Annotated in this window: 20 protein-coding genes; 7 read left to right on the forward strand and 13 right to left on the reverse strand. The window is 66.0% G+C overall.

Going from position 1 to position 23409, the window contains the following annotated elements; genetic code table 11:
* Window positions 1-80: 80 nt before the first annotated feature.
* Both tmk and mltG read right to left on the reverse strand, forming a co-directional pair.
* The gene (tmk, locus tag U5A52_RS30975; protein WP_321937588.1) at window positions 81-701 is read right to left on the reverse strand and encodes a dTMP kinase; all 621 of its coding nucleotides are present in this window, start codon (window positions 699-701) and stop codon (window positions 81-83) included.
* Window positions 702-1712, reverse strand: a complete 1011-nt coding sequence (gene mltG, locus U5A52_RS30980; protein ID WP_321937590.1) for an endolytic transglycosylase MltG — start codon at window positions 1710-1712, stop codon at window positions 702-704. It abuts the gene before it with no gap.
* A gap of 77 nt (window positions 1713-1789) precedes the next feature.
* Here mltG and U5A52_RS30985 point away from each other — a divergent pair, with 77 nt between their 5' ends.
* Complete coding sequence (locus tag U5A52_RS30985; protein ID WP_321937591.1) at window positions 1790-2833, forward strand: folate-binding protein; 1044 nt, start codon at window positions 1790-1792, stop codon at window positions 2831-2833.
* A gap of 91 nt (window positions 2834-2924) precedes the next feature.
* Complete coding sequence (locus U5A52_RS30990; RefSeq protein ID WP_321937593.1) at window positions 2925-3779, forward strand: NRDE family protein; 855 nt, start codon at window positions 2925-2927, stop codon at window positions 3777-3779.
* Window positions 3780-3786: 7 nt separating this feature from the next.
* On the opposite strand, the gene U5A52_RS30995 is transcribed toward U5A52_RS30990, so the two are convergent.
* The 9 genes from U5A52_RS30995 to U5A52_RS31035 all read right to left on the reverse strand — a co-directional run bounded on the left by U5A52_RS30995 (window position 3787) and on the right by U5A52_RS31035 (window position 13774).
* The gene (locus U5A52_RS30995) at window positions 3787-4749 is read right to left on the reverse strand and encodes an alpha/beta hydrolase (RefSeq protein ID WP_321914883.1); all 963 of its coding nucleotides are present in this window, start codon (window positions 4747-4749) and stop codon (window positions 3787-3789) included.
* 23 nt (window positions 4750-4772) lie between these two features.
* A complete protein-coding gene (locus tag U5A52_RS31000) occupies window positions 4773-5654 on the reverse strand; it encodes an SDR family oxidoreductase (RefSeq protein ID WP_321937594.1) in 882 nt (293 codons plus the stop codon).
* 89 nt (window positions 5655-5743) lie between these two features.
* Window positions 5744-6742, reverse strand: a complete 999-nt coding sequence (locus tag U5A52_RS31005; protein ID WP_321937596.1) for an NADP-dependent oxidoreductase — start codon at window positions 6740-6742, stop codon at window positions 5744-5746.
* Window positions 6743-6853: 111 nt separating this feature from the next.
* Window positions 6854-7300, reverse strand: coding sequence for a PaaI family thioesterase (locus tag U5A52_RS31010; protein WP_321914932.1), 447 nt, complete (start codon window positions 7298-7300; stop codon window positions 6854-6856).
* Between the two features lie 89 nt (window positions 7301-7389).
* Window positions 7390-7692, reverse strand: coding sequence for a Dabb family protein (locus tag U5A52_RS31015; RefSeq protein WP_321914880.1), 303 nt, complete (start codon window positions 7690-7692; stop codon window positions 7390-7392).
* Window positions 7693-7866: 174 nt separating this feature from the next.
* A complete protein-coding gene (locus U5A52_RS31020) occupies window positions 7867-9045 on the reverse strand; it encodes an acetyl-CoA C-acyltransferase (RefSeq protein WP_321937598.1) in 1179 nt (392 codons plus the stop codon).
* Window positions 9046-9098: 53 nt separating this feature from the next.
* Window positions 9099-9734 carry a bifunctional nicotinamidase/pyrazinamidase gene (pncA, locus tag U5A52_RS31025; protein WP_321937599.1) on the reverse strand — a complete coding sequence of 212 codons (636 nt, stop codon included), beginning with the start codon at window positions 9732-9734 and terminating at the stop codon, window positions 9099-9101.
* A gap of 33 nt (window positions 9735-9767) precedes the next feature.
* A complete protein-coding gene (locus tag U5A52_RS31030) occupies window positions 9768-11849 on the reverse strand; it encodes a 3-hydroxyacyl-CoA dehydrogenase NAD-binding domain-containing protein (protein ID WP_321937601.1) in 2082 nt (693 codons plus the stop codon).
* A 236-nt stretch (window positions 11850-12085) separates the two neighbouring features.
* Entirely contained in the window at window positions 12086-13774 is a 1689-nt protein-coding gene (locus U5A52_RS31035) for a 3-(methylthio)propionyl-CoA ligase (RefSeq protein ID WP_321937602.1), read from the reverse strand.
* A gap of 167 nt (window positions 13775-13941) precedes the next feature.
* Here U5A52_RS31035 and U5A52_RS31040 point away from each other — a divergent pair, with 167 nt between their 5' ends.
* The 5 genes from U5A52_RS31040 (at window position 13942) to U5A52_RS31060 (ending at window position 17814) form a co-directional block, all read left to right on the forward strand.
* Window positions 13942-15540 (forward strand): protein adenylyltransferase SelO, encoded by a 1599-nt coding sequence (locus U5A52_RS31040; protein WP_321937603.1) that lies wholly within the window; start codon window positions 13942-13944, stop codon window positions 15538-15540.
* 50 nt (window positions 15541-15590) lie between these two features.
* Window positions 15591-16010: a peptide-methionine (R)-S-oxide reductase MsrB gene (gene msrB / locus U5A52_RS31045; RefSeq protein ID WP_321914873.1), complete on the forward strand. Its 420-nt coding sequence runs from the start codon at window positions 15591-15593 to the stop codon at window positions 16008-16010.
* Between the two features lie 114 nt (window positions 16011-16124).
* Window positions 16125-16658 carry a septation protein A gene (locus tag U5A52_RS31050; protein WP_042269484.1) on the forward strand — a complete coding sequence of 178 codons (534 nt, stop codon included), beginning with the start codon at window positions 16125-16127 and terminating at the stop codon, window positions 16656-16658.
* Entirely contained in the window at window positions 16655-16963 is a 309-nt protein-coding gene (locus U5A52_RS31055) for a BolA family protein (protein ID WP_321937605.1), read from the forward strand. The genes U5A52_RS31050 and U5A52_RS31055 overlap by 4 nt, the downstream gene beginning before the upstream one ends.
* Before the next feature lie 71 nt (window positions 16964-17034).
* Complete coding sequence (locus U5A52_RS31060) at window positions 17035-17814, forward strand: peptidylprolyl isomerase (protein ID WP_321937607.1); 780 nt, start codon at window positions 17035-17037, stop codon at window positions 17812-17814.
* 82 nt (window positions 17815-17896) lie between these two features.
* On the opposite strand, the gene U5A52_RS31065 is transcribed toward U5A52_RS31060, so the two are convergent.
* Window positions 17897-19012, reverse strand: a complete 1116-nt coding sequence (locus U5A52_RS31065; protein WP_321937609.1) for a Fic family protein — start codon at window positions 19010-19012, stop codon at window positions 17897-17899.
* A gap of 218 nt (window positions 19013-19230) precedes the next feature.
* Window positions 19231-23307 (reverse strand): phosphoribosylformylglycinamidine synthase, encoded by a 4077-nt coding sequence (purL, locus tag U5A52_RS31070; protein ID WP_321937611.1) that lies wholly within the window; start codon window positions 23305-23307, stop codon window positions 19231-19233.
* Window positions 23308-23409 lie beyond the last annotated feature (102 nt).

The raw sequence follows: 23409 nt of genomic DNA on the forward strand, positions 1-23409 counted from the left end.
ATCAATTGGTTAGACGACTTTCACGAGAAGTTACACAAAAATCGTGCAGCCATATAAAAGCACCAAATATCGCTTTGAAATCAGAGTGTTGCAATCACTTGCTCGAGCTTGGCGCGAATCGCGTCGATACCCTGCGACGAATCGATGATCGCGAAACGGTACGGCGCCTCTTCCGCACGGCGCAAGTACTCGGTGCGCGTGCGATTGAAGAACGCGTCGGATTCGCTTTCGAAGCGGTCGGGCTCGCGCGCCGCACCTCGCCGTTCGCTCGCCGTATCGGGCGGCAGGTCGAACAGTACGGTGAGGTCTGGCTGGAACCCGCCCTGCACCCAGCGCTCCAGCGTTTCGAGCTTGTCGCGCGGCAGCCCGCGGCCGCCGCCCTGGTAGGCGAAGGTGGCATCGCTGAAGCGGTCGGACAGCACCCAGTCGCCGCGCGCGAGCGCGGGCTCGATCACCTTGGCGAGGTGCTCGCGGCGCGCCGCGAACATCATCAGCGCCTCGGTTTCGAGGTCCATCGGCTGATGCAGCACGAGATCGCGGATCGATTCGCCAAGCGGCGTGCCGCCCGGTTCGCGCGTCATGACGACCGTTCGGCCCGAGGGCGCGAGTTTCTCGACGAGCTGATCGCGAAACCAGGCGAGATGCGTGGTCTTGCCCGCGCCGTCGATGCCTTCGAACGTGATGAATCGGCCCCGCGCCATTTAGTTACCCCGGATGTATTTGTCGACGGCCTTGTTGTGGTCGACAAGATTGTCTGAAAAAACGCTGCTGCCGTCGCCGCGCGCCACGAAGTACAGCGCGGCCGTCGATGCCGGATTGAGCGCCGCCTCGATCGCCGCGGCGCCGGGCAGCGCAATGGGTGTTGGCGGCAACCCAAGGCGCAGGTAGGTATTGTAAAGAGTGTCCGACTGCAGATCGCGCTTGCGCAAATGCCCCGCGTAGGTGTCGCCGAGGCCGTAGATCACGGCCGGGTCCGTCTGCAGCGGCATGCCCACTTTCAGACGGTTCGAGAACACGGCCGCCACGAGCGCGCGGTCGGCGGCGCGGCCTGTCTCTTTCTCCACGAGCGAAGCGAGCGTCAGCGCCTCGTAGGGCGACTTGAGCGGCAAGCCAGGCGCGCGCGCGGTCCACGCTTCGTTCAGACGTGTTTGCATCAGATGATAGGCACGGCGATAGACATCGAGATCGCTCGCCCCCTTGTCGAAGAGATAAGTGTCGGGGAAAAACAACCCTTCCCCGCTGCCGTTCGGCGCGGCCGGCGCGCCGATCGCGGCAAGCAGCTCGGCATCGCTCATGCCGGCCGTGTCGTGGCGCAGCGCAGGGTTCGCGTCGAGTTCGGCGCGCATGTGCTTGAAGGTCCAGCCTTCGATGATCGTGGCCACGGACTCGTTCACGTCGCCAAGCGCCATCTTCTGGAGCACGTCATACGGCGTGACACCCGCCTTGAACTCGTAGTTGCCCGATTTAAGCTGGCTTTGCAGGCCGAGCACGCGCGTCATGAGCACGAAAAGCTGTGTCTGCACGGGCACGCCGCCGCGCCGCAATTGCAGCGTGACGCTGCGCACGGTGCTGTGCGGCTTGATGGTGACGTCGAGCTGTGGGGCGGCAAGTTCGAGGGGCGTGGTGGCCCAGCGCCATACGCCGCCCGCCGCGGCGGCGCCAATCACGACTAGCGCGGCGCCGGCAACAAGGCATTTCTTCAGGAGGGACATGGAAACACGACTCAGGGGGACCTCATATAATAACTGCTTGCCTTCGCTAAAGTCAGGATTGACTGTTCCCCGAATCCATGAACTCACCGCTCGATCCCGCTTCCACGCTCTCCGCTCCTGAATTTTCCCCTGCCGATGCGCCTCCAGGCGCGGCCGACTTCGACGCCGTTCTGCAAGGGGGCGCCTACGCGATCCTGCCGCAGTTCGGCGTGATCGACGCCAATGGCGACGACGCGGCGACCTTCCTGCACAGCCAGCTCACCAACGACGTCCAGCATCTCGACGTAGCCGGTGCGCGCCTTGCAGGCTACTGCTCGCCCAAGGGGCGTCTGCTTGCCTCGTTCCTCACCTGGAAGACGGGCGACACGATCCGCCTCCTGATCTCGAAGGACGTGCAGGCAACGGCGCAAAAACGCCTGTCGATGTTCGTGCTGCGCGCCAAGGCCAAGCTCACCGACGACACCGACAAGCTGCTCGTGGTGGGCCTTGCGGGCGACGTGCGCGGCGCGCTCGCGAGCGTGTTCGACGCCCTGCCAGACGGCGTGCACGTGAAAGTGGACGACCCCGCAGGCACGCTGATCCGCGTGCCCGACGCGGCCGGCGTGCTGCGTTATCTGTGGGTCGGCCCGAAAGAAGCCGTGCTGGCGCGCCTCGCGAAGCTCGACGGTGCGGTGAAGCGCGTGCCGCCGGCCGTGTGGGACTGGCTCGACATTCGCGCGGGCGAGCCGCGCATCACGCAGGCCGTGAGCGAGCAGTTCGTGCCGCAGATGGTCAATTACGACGTGCTGGGCGGCGTGAATTTCCGCAAGGGCTGCTATCCGGGCCAGGAAATCGTCGCGCGCAGCCAGTATCGCGGCACGATCAAGCGCCGTACCGCGCTCGCCAATGTGGCCGCGAGCCTGGACGCCGCGCACGCGGGCGTCGAGCTGTTCCACTCGGACGACCCGAGCCAGCCGTGCGGCATGGTCGTGAACTCAGCAGCCGCGCCCGAGGGCGGCGTCGATCTGCTCGCCGAGATCAAGCTTGCCGCGCTCGAAACGGGTAGCGTGCATCTGGGCGCCGCGGACGGCCCCGCGCTGCGCGTGCTGCCGCTGCCGTACGCGTTGCCTGCCGAAGTTTGACGCCGCACACCGCGTCCATTGCGAGTGAGGCGCCCCGCGTCTCTCAACGCGTGGGCGCGGCCCCACTCCCGACCCTGCAAGGGCCCACCCCATGTGCCTGATCGTCTTCGACTGGCGTCCGCGCGCGAACGCTGGCGCGCTTTTCACGCTCGCGGCCAACCGCGACGAGTTCCTGCGCCGCACCGCCGATCCCCTGCACTGGTGGAACGCCTCGGACGACATCACATCGCCGGGCAGTTCGGCAACGGGCGTGCTGGCGGGCCGCGATCTCGTGGGCGGCGGCACCTGGCTTGGCATGACGCGCAGCGGCCGCTTCGCCGCGCTCACGAACTATCGCGCGCCGAACGACATGCGCCCCGACGCACCCACGCGCGGCACGCTCGTCTCGCGCTGGCTCACCGGCGCGCAGGATCTGCCCGATACGCCGCTCGGCTATCTCGACGAAATCGCGCGCTCGGGCGACCTCTACAACGGCTTCAATCTGATCGTCGGCGACTGGGCGAGGCGCGAGCTTGCGTGGTACTGCAATCGCGCGGACCGTGCGCCCGCGTTGCTGCCCGAAGGCACGCACGGTATTTCGAACGCCGTGCTCGACACACCGTGGCCCAAGCTCGTGCGCAAGCGCGCCGAACTCGCGCAACTCGCAGGAGGCGACGCGCAGGTGCCGCTCGCACGGCTCGTAGAGATGATGCGGGACCCGCAAGTCGCGCCCGACCGCGACTTGCCCGCTACGGGTATTTCACTGGAACGCGAACGCGCGCTTTCCGCGGCCTTCATCGAAACGCCCGATTACGGCACGCGCGGCACCACGGCGCTGCGTGTCACGCTGCGCGGCGCCCTTCTGGATGTGGAAGCGATAGAGCGCAGCGACGACGACGGCTCGCACCGTGTCGCGCGCCCGGGTGCCTTCGAGCGCCACGAGACCTACACGGTCGAAAGAGGCTAAGCGCGCTTTAGTCGCCCGTGCCGAGCGCCGCACGCAGCGCGTGGACAGCCTGCAGCTGGGCGCGCCGCGCCTCGTCGATGAACGCGCCCATCTTGATGAACTCGTGAATCACGCCGTCGAATCGCTCGAGCGTGACCTCGTTGCCTGCGTCGCGCAGCTTTTGCGCATAGGCCACGCCTTCGTCCACTAGAGGATCGAACTCGGCCACACCGATCCATGCCGGAGCGACGCCGCGAAAATCCGGCTCGCCGCGCATGCCGTCGAGCGGCGCAAAACGCCAGTCGTCGCGATCCGAGTTGTCGCGTACATAGTGATCGAAGAACCACTGGATAGTCGGTGCGGTCAGCAAATGGCCATCTGCAAGACGCTTGTGCGATTCGGTCTGCTGATGCGCGCTCACGGCCGGATAGAACAGCAGCTGCAGCACCGGCGCGATACCCGCGTCGCGCGCCAGCACTGCGCAGACCGTAGCGAGCGTGCCGCCCGCACTGTCGCCGCCCACGGCGAAGCGCGAGTCATCCAGCGCATACTCGGCCGCGTGCGCGTGGAGCCATGTGTAGGCGTCGAACGCGTCGTGCACCGCCGTCGGGAAACGATGTTCGGGCGCGAGCCGGTAGTCCACGGAAAACACGGCGCAGCGTGCATCGCGCGCGAACATGCGGCAAAGCGCATCGTGCGTGTCGACGCTGCCGATCGTGAAGCCGCCGCCGTGATAGTAGACGAGCACAGGCAGGGGTTCCGCCCAGGTCGGTTCGACCGGCAGGTAAAGCCTCGCGCGGATCGTTGCGCCGTCGCGCACTGACACCTGAAGGTCTTCCACGCCATGCATCGGCGCAGCGGGAATTTCGAGCACCGTCGCGCTTTTTTCATACTCGGCGCGCGCCGCCTGCGCCGTCTGCTCGTGATACGGCGCGCGGCCCGTGCGGGCCACCATGTCGAGCACGAGTGCGATCTTCGCGGTGAGAGGCATGGCACGGACCCCGTGCGCCGCTTTTATTGCGGCGCTTTCTTGACTTCAGGTTTGAGCGAGAGCGGATCGGTCGGATTGCGCAATGTTTCGATGTCCTCATGACGCAGCTTCACCGAAGCGAGAATCTGCGGATGCGTGAGGATATAGAAACGCCCTTCCCGCACGGCGTCGAACGTCACTTTCGCGACGTCGTCGGGCGTGAGCTTGCCGGAGCGCACCGCGCGCTGCAACTGCAGATCGGCGGCCTGCTGCGAGCGCGTGAGCGGCGTTTCGTTGCGCAACTCGCCGGGGCGGCTGCGCTCGGCGTTCGCAATACCGGTCGGCACGAAGGCGGGGCACAGCAGCGAGCAGCTCACGCGGTCGCTCACGTTCTTCAGGTCGTGATAGAGCGTTTCGGTCAGCGAGACCACCGCATGCTTCGACGCGTTGTACACGCCCATGGCAGGCGGCGATAGCAGCCCCGCCACCGAAGCCGTGTTGACGATATGCGCGCGCTCGCCCTGTTCGAGCATGAGCGGCGTGAAGCTGCGCACGCCGTTGGCCACGCCCATCACATTCACGCCGAACACCCAGTCCCAGTCCTTTGCGCTGCTCTCCCACACGAAGCCGCCGGTGCCAACGCCTGCGTTGTTGAAAAGCAGATGCACTTTGCCGTAGGCATCGAGCGCGGCTTTCGCGAGCGCGTCGACCTGCGCGGCGTCGCGCACGTCGGTACGCACGCCGATGGCCTGTGCGCCGCCTTCGCGCAGTGCATGGACGGTTTCGTCGAGCAGCGCCTGATCGACATCGGCAAGCACGAGCTTCATGCCAAGCGCTGCGGCCTGCTGCGCAAACGCGCGGCCAAAGCCGCTTGCCGCGCCCGTGATGACGGCCACGCGGCCGTCGAACTCAAACGGTTCGGACATTGCGAATCCTGCGGTGAAGGTTGCGGTGAAAACTGCAGACGGAAAAGCGAAGCGCCCTTTCCGGGCGCTTGCTTCTATCAGTGAAACCGTTAAATCAGCTTGACCAGCTGCTTGCCGAAGTTCTGGCCCTTGAGCATACCAAGGAACGCGCCAGGCGCATTCTCGAGCCCTTCGGCCACGCTCTCGCGATACGCGAGCTGCTGCTTCGCGACCAGCGTACCCAGTTCCGTGAGCGCCTGCGGCCACACTTCCATGTGCTCGCTCACGATGAAACCCTGCACGAGCAGGCGCTGCGTGAGCAGCAGTTGCGGATACTTCAGCGGCATCGGCTCGCCGTCGTAGCCCGCGATCATGCCGCACAGCGCGATGCGCCCGAACGCGTTCATGCGCGCGAGCGTGGCGTCGAGCACCGCGCCGCCGACGTTCTCGAAGTAGCCGTCCACGCCGTCCGGCGTCGCCGCCTTGAGGTCCTGATAGAGATTGCCCGCCTTGTAATCGACGCAGGCGTCGAAACCGAGCGTCTCGACGACATAGCGGCATTTGTCCGCGCCGCCGGCAATACCCACGGCACGGCAGCCCGCGCGCTTCGCGAGCTGGCCGACCACACTGCCCACCGCGCCGCTCGCCGCGCTCACGACCACGGTTTGCCCGGCCTTCGGCTCGATGATGCGATTCAGGCCGTACCACGCGGTGACGCCCGGCATGCCCACGGGCCCGAGGTACGCGGCAAGCGGCACGTGGGTCGTATCGACGACGCGCAGGTCGCTGCCGTTCGACGTGCCGAACTCCTGCCACCCGAACATGCCCACGACCTTGTCGCCGACCTTGAACTTCGCGTTGTGCGATTCGACCACCTCGCCCACCGTGCCGCCGATCATCACCGAGTCGAGCGGCTGCGGCGCCGCGTACGACTTGCTGTCGCTCATCCGCCCGCGCATGTACGGGTCGAGCGAGAGGTAGTGGTTGCGCACGCGCACCTGGCCCTCTTCGAGCGGTGCGAGCGGCGTTGTGACGAGGCGGAAGTTATCGACGCTCGCGGCGCCTTCCGGGCGCGAAGCGAGCAGGATCTGGCGATTGGTCTGGGTCATGGCGTCCGTGTTGCTTTGTTGGGCGCGGCGAGGCGTTGCACGCCTGCCGCGCAAGAGAACCGCGATCGGGTGCGCGGGAGCCAAGCCCTCGCTCGCGCCCGATCGCACGTATTAACCGTCGCTCGGGCCCGGCCGCGCGCTGGGGTCGCTGCGCAAACGCTGACGCGTCACGTCGCGGCCCACCGCAAGCCGGCGCATGTACTTGAAGGTGCCGAGCGCCTTGGCGACGAAATGGCCTTCGCTGTCGCGAATCTCGCCTTCGCAATAGGCCATGGTGGTGGAACGGTGCAGCACGCGGCCGCTGGCGCGCAATTCGCCGCGCCCCGGCTGCATGAAGTTCACTTTCATTTCGACGGTGACGACACCCACGCCGTCGGCGGCGACGCTGCGGGCCGCCATCGCAAGTGCGATGTCGGCAAGCGTCATCGTCACGCCGCCGTGCGCGACGTCCCACGTATTCAGATGCCGCTCGGCGAGCGGCAACACGACTTCGCTTGCCCCGTCGCGCGCGCTCACGAGTTGCGCGCCGAGATGCTCGACGAAGGGACTTTCAATGATAGTGAGCGACGTTTGCGGGTGTTGCTGCGCTTCGCCTTCCGGCGAGCCGCCGCCCGGGGATTGATCTGCGGTACCGATCATGATGGGCTTCAGACCACGTAGTCCACGCACTGGCGCGACTCGACCACGAGCTTCGCGAACTGCTTCACAACGAGATGCTCAGGGTGGTCCTGATAGCCGTCGAGTGCGGCCTGATCGGCGAAATCGGAAACGAGCACGAGGTCGAACGTGGAAGCGAGACCCGGCGCGGCCACACCGACTTCGAGGTGCAGCGTGCCCGGCACGAGGTTGCGGCAGCCTTCGAGCAATGCCTTGAACTTCACGACATTCTCGGCACGCGTCGCACCTTCGGCCGACTCCTTGAGCTTCCACATCACGATATGACGAATCACGAACTCACCTCTTCTGTCTGCATGGGAACAGGCGCCGCACCGTGCGCGCGCCGACAGCCGTCATGATACCTGCAGCGGCCTGGGCCCGAGGGCGGCCCGGCGCACGCCAACGCGCGCAAAGCGGTGGCCTGGCCGGGACAGCGGCGAACGCTTGCGAATCCGCCGCGCCCTGCGTCAAACGACTTCGAAGAGGCCTGCAGCGCCCTGCCCGCCACCGATGCACATCGTCACCACGACGAACTTCGCGCCGCGGCGCTTGCCTTCGATGAGCGCGTGGCCCGTGAGGCGAGCGCCCGACACGCCATACGGGTGGCCGACGGCAATCGCGCCGCCATTCACGTTCAGGCGGTCGGCGGGAATGCCGAGCTTGTCGCGGCAATACAGCACCTGCACTGCGAACGCTTCGTTCAACTCCCACAGGCCGATGTCCTCGACCTTCAGGCCCGTCTGCTTGAGGAGCTTGGGCACCGCGAAGACGGGACCGATGCCCATCTCGTCCGGCTCGCAGCCCGCCACGGCAAAACCGCGGAAGATGCCGAGCGGCTGCAGGCCTTCGCGCTCCGCGACCTTCGCGTTCATCACGACGCAGGCGCTCGCGCCGTCCGAGAACTGGCTCGCGTTGCCGGCGGTGATGACGCCGCCCGGCATCGCCGTGCGGATCTTCGACACGCCTTCGAGCGTGGTGTCGGCGCGAATGCCCTCGTCGGCGGCGATCGTCACTTCCTTCGTGACGAGCTGGCCGGTGGCCTTGTCGGCGACACCGGCGAGCACCGTCATCGGCACGATTTCGTCGTTGAAGCGGCCCGCGGCCTGCGCGGCCGCAGCGCGCAACTGCGACTGCACGCCGTACTCGTCCTGGCGCTCCTTCGAGATTTCATAGCGCTTCGCGACGTTCTCGGCCGTTTGCAGCATGCTCCAGTAGATTTCGGGCTTGTGCTGGTTGAGCCAGCCTTCGGCCATCATGTGGCGGTTCATCTCGTTCTGCACGCACGAGATCGACTCCACGCCGCCCGCCACGAACACGTCGCCTTCGCCCGCGATCACGCGTTGCGCGGCGAGCGCGATCGTCTGGAGTCCGGACGAACAGAAACGGTTCACCGTCATGCCCGCCACGCTCACGGGCAGGCCCGCGCGCAGCGCGATCTGGCGCGCGATATTCGCGCCAGTCGCGCCTTCGGGATTCGCGCAGCCCATGATCACGTCTTCCACGCGCGCGGGGTCGATCTTCGCGCGCTCGACGGCGGCTTGCGTCACATGGCCGCCCAGCGTGGCGCCGTGCGTCATGTTGAAGGCGCCCTTCCAGGACTTGGCGAGGCCCGTGCGGGCGGTCGATACGATTACGGCGTCAGTCATGCGATGTCTCCCACTACGAATATTGAATCCAGAGGATGCCTTTGTTCGAACGTTCAAGCGGACAATGCGAGCACCTCGGCCGACTGCGCGCGCTTTACGCCTGCGGCGAGCAACTGCTCCCACGCGGCGGCAAGCGAGCCGTTCAGGTCGATGGCGCGCGAAGCGTCTTCGATCAGCGCGGTTTCGAAGCCCGCGGCGCGCGCGTCGAGCGCGGACCACGCTACGCAATAGTCGGTCGCGAGGCCGCAGCAGTACACGCGCTTCACACCCACGTCGCGCAAGTAACCCGCGAGGCCCGTGGGCGTCTTGCGGTCGGCTTCGAGAAACGCGGAGTAGCTGTCCACGTCGGCGTGATGGCCCTTGCGGATCACCGCGCGCGCGTGCGGCACATTCAGGTCGCGATGCAACGCCGCGCCTTCAGTGCCCTGCACGCAATGCACGGGCCACAGCACCTGCTCGCCATAGGGCAGCGTCGTTGTCTCGAACGGCGCGCGCCCCGCGTGGTTGGCCGCAAACGAAACGTGCTGCGCCGGGTGCCAGTCCTGCGTGAGCACCACATGGCTGAAGCCCTGCGCAAGCCGGTTGGCGACCGGCACGACTTCATCGCCATGCGCGACGGCAAGCGCCCCGCCCGGCATGAAGTCGTATTGCAGGTCGATCAGCAGGAGCACGTCGTCTGCGCTTCTCATGATGTTCGTCCGCCTGTTCGCTCTCGATGAAACTTAGTTGAACGTACCGCCCTTGGCAGCCAGCTCGACGATCGAAGGCGCGACTTCCCACGCCTCGCCGTTGCGCTGCTGCGCATAGCGGCGAATGGCGCGCTCGACGTTATAGAGGCCGACCGTGTCGGCGTACAGCATCGGGCCGCCGCGCCACAGCGGGAAGCCGTAGCCCGTGAGATAGACCATGTCGACGTCGGACGCCTTCGAGGCGATGCCCTCTTCGAGAATCTTCGCGCCTTCGTTGACGAGCGAGAACACGAGACGCTCGACGATTTCCTCGTCGCTGATCTTGCGGCGCTCGACACCGGCTTCCTTCGAGTACGCCACGATCATGTCGTCCACGAGCTTCGAAGGCAGCGCGTTGCGCTCGCCCGCCTTGTAGTCGTACCAGCCCGCGCCGGTCTTCTGCCCGAAGCGGCCGGTTTCGCACAGGCGGTCGGCGATCTTCGAGTACTTCATGTCCGGATGTTCCTGATAGCGGCGCTTGCGAATCGCCCAGCCGATATCGTTGCCGGCCAGGTCGCTCATGCGGAACGGGCCCATGGCGAAGCCGAACTTTTCGATCGCGCGATCCACCTGCGCGGGCAGCGCGCCTTCTTCGAGCATATAGAGCGCCTGGCGCACGTACTGCTCGATCATGCGGTTGCCGATGAAGCCGTCACACACGCCCGACACCACGGCCGTCTTGCGGATCTTCTTCGCGACCTGCATGACGGTGGCGAGCACGTCCTTGGCCGTTTCCTTGCCGCGCACGACTTCGAGCAGCTTCATTACGTTGGCAGGGCTAAAGAAGTGCAGACCCACCACGTCCTGCGGACGCTTCGTGAAGGCCGCGATCTTGTCGACGTCGAGCGTCGAGGTGTTCGAGGCGAGAATCGCGCCGGCCTTGGCGACTTCGTCGAGGCGCTTGAACACCTGCTCCTTCACGCCGAGTTCTTCGAACACCGCTTCGATGATGAGATCGGCTTGCTTGAGATCGTCGTAGGAAAGCGTCGGGCTGATGAGCGCCATGCGCGCTTCCACCTTCTCCTGCGTGAGCTTGCCCTTCTTGACCTGGGCTTCGTAGTTCTTGCGGATCGTGGCGACGCCGCGGTCGAGCGCTTCCTGCTTCGTTTCGAGCAGCGTGACCGGCACACCCGCGTTGAGGAAGTTCATCGTGATGCCGCCGCCCATCGTGCCCGCGCCGATCACGGCCACCTGCTGGATGTCGCGCGTGGGCGTGCTCGACGGCACGTCGGGAATCTTGCTCGCGGCACGCTCGCCGAAGAACGCGTGGCGCAGCGCGCGGCTTTCCGGCGTCTGCACGAGTTCGAGGAAGCATTCGCGCTCGAACACGAGACCCTTGTCGAAGCCCTGCTTCACGCCCGCTGCGATGGCATCCACGCACTTCACCGGCGCGGGATAGTTCTTCGCCATCGCGCCAACGGTGTTGCGCGAGAACTGCAGGAAGCCTTCGGGGTTCGGATGCTCGATCTTGCGGTTGCGCACGAGCGGATGCGGCCCTTGCTTGTCAGCCGCCTTGCGCGCGAAAGCGATGGCCTCTTCGAGCAGATCGCCTTGCGCCATCGCGTCGAACAGCCCCGAATTCGCGAGCTTTTCGCTCATCACCGGGGCGCCCGTCACGATCATGTTGAGGGCGGCTTCGAGGCCGATCGCACGCGGCAGGCGCTGCGTGCCGCCCGCGCCCGGCAGAATGCCGAGCTTCACTTCCGGCAGCGCGATCTGCGCGCCCGGCGCGGCAATACGGTAGTGCGCGCCGAGCGCCAGTTCGAGACCGCCGCCCATCGCCACGCTGTGGATCGCGGCGACGACCGGCTTCGCGCTCTTCTCGACTTCCTTGATGACGGTGTGGAGCGTGGGCTCCTGCATCGCCTTCGGCGTATTGAATTCGGTGATGTCCGCGCCGCCCGAGAACGCCTTGCCGGCGCCCGTGATCACGATGGCCGAAACGGCCGGATCGCTCGCGGCGCGCGCGAGGCCCTCGACAATGCCCGCGCGGGTCGAATGCCCGAGGCCGTTGACGGGCGGATTATTGAGCGTGATGACGGCAACGCCGTCGCGAGTCGTGTAGTCCACTGCCATTTGCCTGCCTCCATGCTTGCGGGCCGCGATGTGCGTCGTCGGCTTCATTGTCCGACATTCCCGGTCAGCAGGCAGAATACCCAAAAAAGAACGTTCGTTCAATTTTTTGCTGCACTGCGGACGCCAGGGTTTGTACTGAACGCGCGAATCTGGCGGGCCGGCGGGCAAAAGTCGGAAGAAAAAAAACGCAGCCAGAGGCTGCGCCGGAGAACCTTTGCGCGGTTGCGCGCTGTGGTTTAGTCGTGCTTCGCGACGTCTTGCGCCGGATCGAACGGGCAACCTTCCACCGCAAGCGCAGTCGGCAGCACGTACGAGCGAAACTGCTCGCGCAGCTTGAGCTTTTGCAGCTTGCCCGTTGCCGTGTGCGGCAATTCCTCGACGAACACGGCGTCGTCGGGTAGCCACCATTTCGCGACCTTGCCTTCAAAGAAGGCCAGCAGTTCCTCGCGGGTGACCGTGGCGCCGGGCTTCTTCACGGCAACGATGAGCGGCCGCTCGGTCCAGCGCGGATGCGCGCACGCAATGCACGCGGCCTCCGCAATGGCCGGATGCGCCACCGCGATGTTTTCGAGGTCGATCGAGCTGATCCACTCGCCGCCCGACTTGATCACGTCCTTGCTGCGGTCGGTGATGTGCAGAAAGCCGTCGGGGTCGATCGTGGCGACGTCGCCCGTGGGGAACCAGCCTTCCACGAGCGGCGAGCCTCCGTCCTGCCGGAAGTAGCGGTCGATCACCCACGGCCCGCGCACATGCAGGTCGCCGAACGTCACGCCGTCCCACGGCAGCTCCCGCCCGTTCTCGCCGACGATCTTCATGTCCACGCCGAAAATCACGCGCCCTTGCTTCTCGAGCAGCGCTTGCTGCGCTTCGCGCGGGCGCTTCGACTGCTCCCAGTTGAGCTTCGCAAGCGTGCCGAGCGGCGACATCTCCGTCATGCCCCACGCGTGGATCACCTGCACACCGTAGTCGTCCTCGAAGGTGCGCAGCATAGCGGGCGGGCACGCCGAACCGCCGATCACCGTGCGCTTGAGCGTGGAAAAGCGCACGCCCGCGCCGCGCATGTACGCGAGCAGGCCGAGCCAGACAGTCGGCACGCCGGCCGAGGCGGTCACGCCTTCGGCCTCCATGAGTTCGTAGAGCGACTTGCCGTCGAGATCCTTGCCGGGCAGCACGAGCTTCGTGCCCGTGAGCGGCGCGGCATGCGGGATGCCCCACGCATTCACATGGAACATCGGCACGACGGGCAGAATGGCGTCGAGCGCGGATAATCCCAGCGCGTCGGGCAGCGAGCCGGCGTAGGCGTGCAGCACCGAAGACCGGTGCGTGTAGAGCGCGCCCTTCGGATTGCCCGTGGTGCCGGACGTGTAGCAAAGGTTCGACGCGCTACGCTCGTCGAGTTCGGGCCACGTGTAGTTGCCGTCTTGCGCCGCGAGCAGTGTTTCGTAGCAGAGCACTTCCGTGCGCAAGGGCGGCCGGTGCGACTCGTCGCACAGCGCGATCCAGCCGCGTACGTTCGGGCATTGCGGCGCGATCGTATCGACGAGCGCAGCGAACGTGATGTCGAACAGCACGTAGCGGTCGTCGGCGTGATTGACGATCCATGCGATCTGCTCGGGAAAAAGACGCGGATTGATGGTGTGGCACACGGCGCCGAAACCGGTCACGCCGAAATACGCTTCGAGATGCCGATAGCCATTCCAGGCCAGGGTGCCCACGCGCTCGCCCGGCGCCACGCCAAGCGCGATGAGCGCCTGTGCAAGCTGCTTCGAGCGCACCTCGCATTCGCGGTAGGTGTAGCGATGAATATCGCCCTCGATACGGCGCGAGACGATCTGCGCGCTGCCATGATGGCGCGCCGCATGCGCGATCAACGACGAGAGCGTGAGCGGCACATCCATCATCTGTCCCAGCAGCGGCGCACTCATCGTTGGCGGTCTCCTCGCGTTGATCGGCGTTGTGTGTCGTAATCTTTCGCGTCGCGCTTTCGCGTTTTACTCTCGCGCATCAGGCGGCACGCCGGCAGGCTTCGAACGTGCTCCAGCACGCCGGCGGGTGCGGAATTACAATATCGAGTATTCAACAGGCCCTCAATATGTCGTTTTCACCAGGCACACCCGAATCCCAAGGCGGCTCGTCCGCTACGCACACGCCCGCCACCGGTCCGCTCGCCGACTTCGAACGCGCCTTGATCGCGCCGCGCGACGACGCCTTTGCCGCGCTCGGCGCCCGCTTCTATACGCGGCTGCCGGGCGCGCCGCTGCCAGCACCCTACGTCGTCGGCTTTTCGAAGGGCATGGCCGCGCAACTCGGGCTCGATGCATCCGCTGCTGCCGATCCCGCGTTCGCCGCGTTCTTTTGCGGGAATTTCACGCGCGAGCGCTCGCCATCGACCATGTCGTACGCAACGGTCTACTCGGGCCACCAGTTCGGCGTATGGGCAGGCCAGCTCGGCGACGGCCGCGCACTCACGCTCGGTGAAGTCGGGCACGAGGGCAAACGCAACGAGATCCAGCTCAAGGGCGCGGGCCGCACACCCTACTCGCGCATGGGCGACGGCCGCGCGGTGCTGCGCTCGTCGATCCGCGAATTCCTGTGCTCGGAAGCCATGCATCATCTCGGCATTCCGACCACGCGCGCGCTCACGGTCACCGGCTCCGACCAGCCCGTGCGCCGCGAAGAGATGGAAACGGCCGCGGTCGTCACGCGCGTGTCGCCGAGCTTCGTGCGCTTCGGCCACTTCGAGCACTTCTACTCGCACGACGACGTGGACGCGCTGCGTGCGCTCGCCGACCACGTGATCGCGCGCTTCTATCCGCAACTGCGCGAAGCCGACGACCCGTACCTCGCCCTGCTCGACGAAGCGGTGCGCAGCACGGCGGCGCTGATGGTCGAGTGGCAGGCCGTGGGCTTTTGCCACGGCGTGATGAATACCGACAACATGTCGATTCTCGGCCTCACGATCGACTACGGTCCGTTCGGCTTCATGGACGGCTTCGACGCGAACCACATCTGCAATCATTCGGATTCGCAGGGCCGCTACGCGTACCGCATGCAGCCGCAGATTGCCTACTGGAATCTCTTTTGCCTCGCGCAGGCCCTGGTGCCGCTGTTCGGCGCGCACTACGACATCGCCGACGAAAAGAAGCGCGGCGAGCGCGTGGTGGCCGACGCGCAAGGCGTGCTCGAGCGCTTCAAGGGGCACTTCGCGCCGGCACTCGAAGCGCGCATGCGCGCGAAGCTCGGCCTCGCGCATGCGCGCGAAGGCGACGACGCGCTCGCGAACAAGCTCTTCGAAATCATGCATGCCAACCGGGCCGATTTCACGCTCACGTATCGCAATCTCGCGCGCGTGTCCAAGCATGACGCGAGCGGCGACACGTCCGTGCGCGACCTCTTTCTCGATCGCGCCGCCTTCGACGCCTGGGCGGCCGACTACCGCGCGCGCCTTGCGCACGAAACACGCGACGACGCCGCGCGCGCCGAGGCGATGAAACGCACGAATCCGAAATACGTGCTGCGCAATCACCTCGCGCAAACCGCGATCGAGCGCGCCGCGCAAAAGGACTTCAGCGAGGTCGAACGGCTCGCGAAGGTGCTGGAGCGGCCATTCGACGAGCAGCCCGAGCACGCGTCGTACGCGGGGCTGCCGCCCGACTGGGCGAGTTCGCTCGAAGTCAGTTGCTCTTCGTGAGCGCGCCCCCATCTACGTGATCCGTGTTTCCCACCCGACAGGAACCCAACATGAGCCAGGACGACCATAACTCCACCGCCTACCCGGGCTACAAAGCCGACGAGCAATGGCGGGAGCAGCTCGACGAAACGCAGTACCAGGTCACGCGCCACGCCGCGACCGAGCGCGCGTTCACGGGCAAGTACTGGGACCACTTCGACCGGGGTGTGTACGACTGCGTGTGCTGCGGCACGCCGCTCTTCGAGTCCGACACGAAATTCGACGCGGGCTGCGGCTGGCCGAGCTACTTCCGCCCGATCAACGGCGAGGTGATCGAGGAGAAAACCGACCGTACGCACGGCATGCTGCGCATCGAGGTGCGCTGCAAGAACTGCGGCGCACACCTCGGCCACGTGTTCGAAGATGGTCCGGCCCCAACGGGCCTTCGGTATTGCATCAATTCGGCTGCGCTACAATTCGAGCCCAAGTGAACGCTGGCAAGGCAGCCCCGCGCCCCGCGCGGGGCCCCATCGGGTGAAACAGGGCCTTGAAAGCGACGTGCCCTCTTTTGCACGGGGCTCATTTTGTAACCTCTCAGGCCGATAATGAAATTCCTGTTTGATCTGTTCCCGATCATCCTCTTTTTCGTCGCATTCAAGCTGTGGGGCATCTTCACGGCGACGGCCGTGGCGATCGGTGCGACGCTCGTGCAGATCGCCTGGGTGGCGTTCCGCCACCGCAAGGTCGACCCGATGCTGTGGCTTTCGCTTGGCATCGTCGTCGTGTTCGGCGGCGCCACGCTGATGCTGCACGACGAAACCTTCATCAAGTGGAAGCCCACGGTGCTCTACTGGGCGTTCTCGGTCGTGCTGCTCGTTTCACAAGTGGCCTTCGGCAAGAACCTCATCGAAGCGATGATGGGCAAGCAGATCACACTGCCGCCGCGCATCTGGACGCAACTGAACTTCGTGTGGTCGATCTTCTTCGCGCTGCTCGGCATTCTCAATCTGTTCGTGGCGTTCCACTTCTCCACCGACGCGTGGGTCGACTTCAAGCTCTTCGGCGCGACCGGCATCCTGGTGGTGTTCATCGTCGGCCAGAGCCTGTGGCTTTCGCGTTACATGAAGGAAGAAGAATGAGCGACGTCTTTCTCAACGCGAGCCCGGCCGAGCGTATGGCGCTCATCGAAACGCGCCTCACCGCGGCGCTCGCGCCCGTTTCCATCGAGGTGCGCGACGACAGCGCGCAGCACGCCGGACACGCCGGCGCCGCTGCCGGCGGTCACTATCATGTCACGATCGTTGCGCCCGCATTCGCGGGGAAAGCCCGCGTGGCAAGGCATCGCATGGTGTATGATGCGCTGGCCGATGCCATGCAGCGCGGCATTCACGCACTCGCGATCACCGCGCTCACGCCCGAAGAAGCCGCGGCGCTGCCCCGGTAAGCCCCACGTTAGATTTCGATCTGCTTGATTCTTTTGTTCGCCATTTTGGTTCGCCCCGTTAGGACTTTCCGATGACCTTGAAGAAGACCCATCTCTGGGTGTTGCTGGCTGCGTGCGCGGCGGCCCCCGCCTTTGCGCAGAACATCGCCGTCGTGAACGGCACGCCGATTCCCAAAGCGCGCGCCGATGCGCTGGTCCAGCAACTCGTCCAACAAGGCCAGCAGGATTCGCCGCAACTGCAAATGGCGGTGCGCGAAGAACTCGTGAACCGCGAAATCCTCATGCAGGAAGCCATTCGCGAGGGCATTCCGAACAACCCCGACGTGAAGGCGCAAATCGCCGTGGCCCAGCAGACCGTCGTGCTGCGCGCGCTGATTCAGAACTTCGTGAAGAACAACCAGCCGACCGACGCCGAAGTCAAGGCGCGCTACGACCAGCTCACGAAGGACGCGGGCGGCAGCGAATACCACCTGCACCACATCCTCGTGGACAACGAGCAGCAGGCCAAGGACCTGATCGCGAAGATCAAGGCCGGCGCCAGCTTCGAAGACCTCGCGAAACAATACTCGAAGGACCCGGGCTCGGCCAAGAACGGCGGCGACCTCGACTGGTCGGACCCGAAGGCGTATGTGCCGGATTTCGCGGCCGCGGCCACGCATCTGCAGAAAGGCCAGATGACCGATACGCCGGTGCACACGCAGTTCGGCTGGCACATCATCCGCGTGGACGATATCCGCCCGGTCACGCCGCCGCCGCTCGAGCAGGTGCGCCCGCAGATCGTTCAGCAGATCCAGCAGGAAAAGCTGCAGGCGTTCGAAGAGAATCTGCGCAAGCAAGCGAAGATTCAGTAAGGCCGAATCGCGGCACATGCGTCACTTGCGCCGCTCGTAAGAACCCCGCGACCTTTCGAAGGCGCGGGGTTTTTGTTTGTGGCTACGCGTTGAGCTCGTAGCTCGTGCTGCGCCCGCCGCCCTGCGCTTTGCGCAGCACGCCGCGCGCCACGAGATCGTTGATGTCGCGTAACGCGGTATCGGACGAACATTTGGCGATGGCGGCCCACTTCCCGCTCGTGAGCTTGCCGTCGAAACCGTCGAGCAGACGGTTGAGCAGCTTGACTTGCCGCTCGTTGAACGGCGTCGTGGCCCAGTCGCGCCAGAAACGCGCCTTGGCGAGCACCGCGTCCAGCGTGATCTGCGCCTGATCGACCGCACGATGCAGCGTGTCGAAGAACCAGGCGAGCCACAGCGTGACGTCCATCGAGCCGCGCTGCGTGCGCTCCAGAATGTCGTAATAGCCCTTGCGCTCCCGCTGGATCTGCGCGGAGAGGCTGTAAAAGCGCTGCGCACTGCCGTCCGCGCGCGCGAGCAGCAAGTCGCCGATGGCTCTCGCCACCCGGCCGTTGCCGTCGTCGAACGGGTGCAGCGTGACGAACCATAGATGGCCGAGGGCGGCCTTGATGAGCGGCGGCTCCTGTGCCGGGCCGTTGAGCCAGTCGAGAAAGCGCCGCGTCTCGGCCTCCAGCCGGTTCGCGGGCGGCGCCTCGAAATGCACGCGCTGACGGCCAATCGGCCCCGAGATCACCTGCATGGGCCCGCTCGCATCGTCGCGCCATGCGCCGACGTTGATTCGCGAGAGACCCGCGTAGCCCGTAGGAAACAGCGCGGCGTGCCAGCCGAACAGGCGCTCGCGCGTGACCGGCGCGCGGCTGTTGGTGGTCGCGTCAAGCACCATTTCCACAACGCCTTCAACGTGGCGATCCACCGGCGCGAGCGCCCCGATGTCCACGCCCATTCGACGCGCAATGGACGAGCGCACGGAGGCGACATTGAGCTGTTCGCCTTCGATCTCGCTCGTCTTGAGCACGTCCTCCGTGAGCGCCGCGAGGCTCGCCTGATCGCGCAACGCCATGCCGACATCGGCCAGCCGGCCCACCAGCAAGCCTTGGGCGCGACTGACCTCGGCCATGGGCTCGGCGAGCGCCGTCAGATCGAAGCGCCACTGAGGCCAGTCGCCGGCTTGCCAGATGTAGGTGTATTCGCCGCTATTCATGCGGCGATTATGAGACGTATTCGCCGCACGCACAAGCTAATCGCCGCGAAAAATGCGGCGATTAGCGCCGGTATTCGCCGCAAGACTCACCGGTCGGCGTCCGAAAGGCAAAAACCCCGGCCCGCACTCGCAATCGAGGCATGGCCGGGGTTTTCAGTCGAGGCGAACGCGTTGGCGTGCCCCGGCGTCAAACGTCCGCGCGCGGTCCGGTCAGCGTGTTAGCCCACCCATTTGCGTGCGTTCTGGAACGCACGCATCCACGGGCTCGCCTCGCCCCAGGCTTCGGGGTGCCAGCTCATCGTCACCGTGCGCTGCACGCGCTCGGTGTGCGGCATGAGCACCGTAAAGCGGCCGTCGGGCGTCGTGACCGATGTGATGCCTTGCGGCGAGCCGTTCGGGTTGAACGGGTAGGCTTCCGTGGCCTGGGCACGATGGTCGACGTAGCGCATCGCCACGGCCACCTTCGAAAGGTCGCCCTGCTGCGAGAAGTCCGCGAAACCTTCGCCGTGCGCGACCGCCACCGGAATGCGCGAGCCTTCCATGCCGTTGAAGAAGATCGACGGCGAGCTCTCCACTTCCACGAGCGAGAAGCGCGCTTCGAACTGCTCCGACTTGTTGCGCGTGAACTTCGGCCAGGCTTCGGCTCCCGGGATCATCGAGGCGAGGCTCGACAGCATCTGGCAGCCGTTGCAGATGCCGAGCGCGAACGTGTCCTGACGCGCGAAGAACGCCGCGAACATGTCCGCGAGCTTCGCGTTGAAGCGAATCGTCTTGGCCCAGCCTTCGCCAGCGCCCAGCACGTCGCCGTACGAGAAGCCGCCGCAGGCCACCGCGCCCGCGAAGTCGGCGAGCGTGGCGCGGCCTTCGAGCAGGTCACTCATGTGGACGTCGTGCGCGTCGAAGCCGGCGCGGTCGAATGCGTACGCGGTTTCGAGATGCGAGTTCACGCCCTGCTCGCGCAGGATCGCCACGCGCGGACGCGCGCCCTTGCCGATGAACGGCGCGGCGATGTCCTCGGCCGGATCGAACGTGAGATGCGGCTGCATGCCAGGGTCGGCGGCGTCGAGCAGCGCGTCGTATTCGGAATCGGCGCAGGCGGGGTTGTCGCGCAGGCGCGCAATGCGCCAGCTCACCTCGCTCCACACACGCTGCAGTTCGGCGCGCGGCGCGTCGTAGATGCGCTTGGCGTCACGGTAGATTTCGATCGAGTCGCGCGGGTTCAGCGTGCCGATCACGTGCGAGCAGACCGACAAGCCGTGCGTGCGCAGCACCGCCATCACGGCGTCGCGTTGCTGTGCCGGCACCTGGATCACGGCGCCGAGTTCTTCGGAGAAGAGCGCGCGCAGCGTGCGGTCTTCGCGGCGGCCGCTCGTTTGCTTCGCCCAGTCCTTGGCGTCGCCGTAGTCGGACTCATGCTCGCTGTCGAGCGTGAGCATGTCCACATTCAGCGACACGCCCGTGTGGCCCGCGAAGGCCATTTCGCAAACCGTCGCCCACAGGCCGCCGTCCGATCGGTCGTGGTACGCGAGCAGCTGCTCGTTCGCGTTCAGTTGCTGGATGGCCGTGAAGAACTGCTTGAGGTCTTCGGCGCTGTCCACGTCGGGCACCGCGTCGCCCACTTGCTGCGTGACCTGCGCGAAGATGCTGCCGCCCATGCGGTTCTTGCCGCGGCCCAGATCGATGGCGATCAGGACCGACTCGCCCACTTCGTCAACGCGGCGCAGTTGCGGCGTGAGATGGCGGCGCACATCTTCGACCGGCGCGAACGCCGAGATGATGAGCGAAACCGGCGCGACCACTTCCTTCGCCACGCCCTCCTCGTTCCACTTCGTGCGCATGGAGAGCGAATCCTTGCCCACCGGAATGCCGATGCCAAGCGCCGGGCACAGCTCCATGCCGATCGCCTTCACGGTGTCGTACAGCGCGGCGTCTTCGCCCGGTGCGCCGCACGCGGCCATCCAGTTCGCGGAAAGCTTGAGCTTGTCGAGCGACAGGATCGGTGCGCTCGCGATATTGGTGATCGCCTCGCCCACGGCCATGCGGCCCGATGCCGGCGCGTCGATCACGGCGAGCGGCGTACGCTCGGCCATCGTCATCGCTTCGCCTTTGTAACCGGCGTAGTCGAGCGCGGTGATCGCGCAGTCGGCCACCGGCACCTGCCACGGGCCGACCATCTGGTCGCGCACCGTCGTGCCGCCCACCGAGCGGTCGCCGATGGTGATGAGGAACGACTTGCTGCCCACGGTCGGGTGACGCAGCACGCTCTTCGCGACTTCGTCGAACGAGATGCCCGTGACTTCGACCGGCGAAAGCGGCACGCTCGCGTGTTCGACGTTGCGATGCATGCGCGGCGGCTTGCCGAGCAGGATGTCCATCGGCATGTCGACGGGCTGGTGGCCGCCGTTGGCTGCGAGTGCGTGCTCGTCGGTGTCGATCAGCTTCAGGTCGCGCGCGTCGGTTGCGACACCCACGACGGCGAACGGACAGCGCTCACGCTCGCAGATCGCCTTGAACTCGGCCAGATCGGCGGGCGCGATCGCGAGAACGTAGCGTTCCTGCGATTCGTTCGACCAGATTTCGCGCGGCGAAAGCCCCGACTCTTCGAGCTGGACCTCGCGCAGCTCGAAGCGCGCGCCCTTGTCCGCGCCGTCGACGAGTTCCGGGAACGCGTTCGACAAACCGCCCGCGCCCACGTCGTGAATGCTCAGGATCGGATTGCGCTCGCCCAGCTGCCAGCACGAGTTGATGACTTCCTGCGCACGGCGCTCGATCTCGGGATTGCCGCGCTGCACCGAGTCGAAGTCGAGTTCGGCGGTGTTGGTGCCGGTCGCCATCGAGCTGGCCGCGCCGCCGCCCATGCCGATGCGCATGCCCGGGCCGCCGATCTGGATCAGCAGCGTGCCGGCCGGCAGGTCGTGCTTGTGCGTGTGCTGGGCGCTGATGTTGCCGAGGCCGCCCGCGATCATGATCGGCTTGTGATAGCCGCGCACGGTGCCCGCAACGTTCTGCTCGTAGGTGCGGAAGTAGCCGCCGAGGTTCGGGCGGCCGAATTCGTTGTTGAACGCGGCGCCGCCGAGCGGGCCGTCGATCATGATCTGCAGCGGCGAAGCGATGCGGTCCGGGCGGCCATAGGCGCCCTGCGTGTCGGCGGGATTGCGCAGCGTGAGCGGCACAGCCGCGTCGCGGGCGTCTTCCCATGCTTCGCGTGCGTCGGGCAGATCGAGGTTCGAGACCGTGAAGCCCGTGAGACCCGCCTTCGGGCGCGCGCCGCGGCCCGTCGCGCCTTCGTCGCGGATTTCGCCGCCCGAGCCCGTGGCCGCGCCGGCGAACGGCGAGATCGCCGTGGGGTGGTTGTGCGTCTCCACCTTCATCAGCGTGTGCGTGAGTTCGGTGTGGCGGCCGTACTGTTCGCCAGGCGTCCCGTCGGCGTTGGTCTTGCGCGGGAACCAGCGCTCCGCGACCGCGCCTTCCATGATCGACGAGTTGTCCGAGTACGCGACGATCGTGCCTTGCGGGCTGATCTTCTCGGTATTGCGGATCATCGCGAACAGCGACATATCCTGGTCCTGGCCGTCGATCGTCCAGCTCGCGTTGAAGATCTTGTGGCGGCAGTGCTCGCTGTTGGCCTGCGCGAACATCATCAACTCGACGTCGGTCGGGTTGCGCTCAAGCTTCTTGAAGTTCTCGACAAGGTAGTCGATTTCATCGTCGGCGAGCGCGAGGCCCAATTCGCCGTTGGCCGTTTCGAGAGCCGCGCGACCGTGGCCCAGCACGTCGACCGTCTGCATCGGGCGGGCCGGCAGTTCGTCGAACAGGTGCAGCGCCGCGTCGCGCGAAGGCGCCACGCTCTCCGTCATGCGGTCGTGCAGCGCCGCCGCGACGGCCGCGTGCGCCTCTTCCGAAAGCGTCTTCTTGCCGCCGAGCAGACCCGACTTGAGCACCACGGTGTACTCGACGCCGCGCTCGATGCGGCGCAGGTGCTCGAGACCGCAATGGTGTGCGATGTCCGTGGCCTTGCTCGCCCACGGCGACACGGTGCCAAAACGCGGCACGACGAGGAACGTGAGCGCGCTGCCGCGCTCCTGCGGGGCCGCGAAGGGCGCGCCGTAGTGCATCAGCGCTTCGATCTTCGCGCTGTCGTCAGCGGAGAGCGGCGTGGCCGAGTTGACGAAATGCAGATACTGGCCGTGCACGCCGACGATGTTGGCGTCGATACGCTGAAGCGTCTCGAGCAGGCGGGTCTGACGGAAGTCGGAAAGGGCCGAAGCGCCGGGGAAACACGAGAAGTGGGCCATGGACTGGGGCGTTGCGTCGAGGTTGCGTCAGAGTTGCGTCGCGGCTTCGCCTCGCGCGAAACACGTCGCAAGGTGGCGATGCGTCGCGCGGGGATGGCGACG

It is taken from the genome of Paraburkholderia sp. J8-2, assembly GCF_905220195.1.
Taxonomy (GTDB): Bacteria; Pseudomonadota; Gammaproteobacteria; order Burkholderiales; family Burkholderiaceae; genus Paraburkholderia.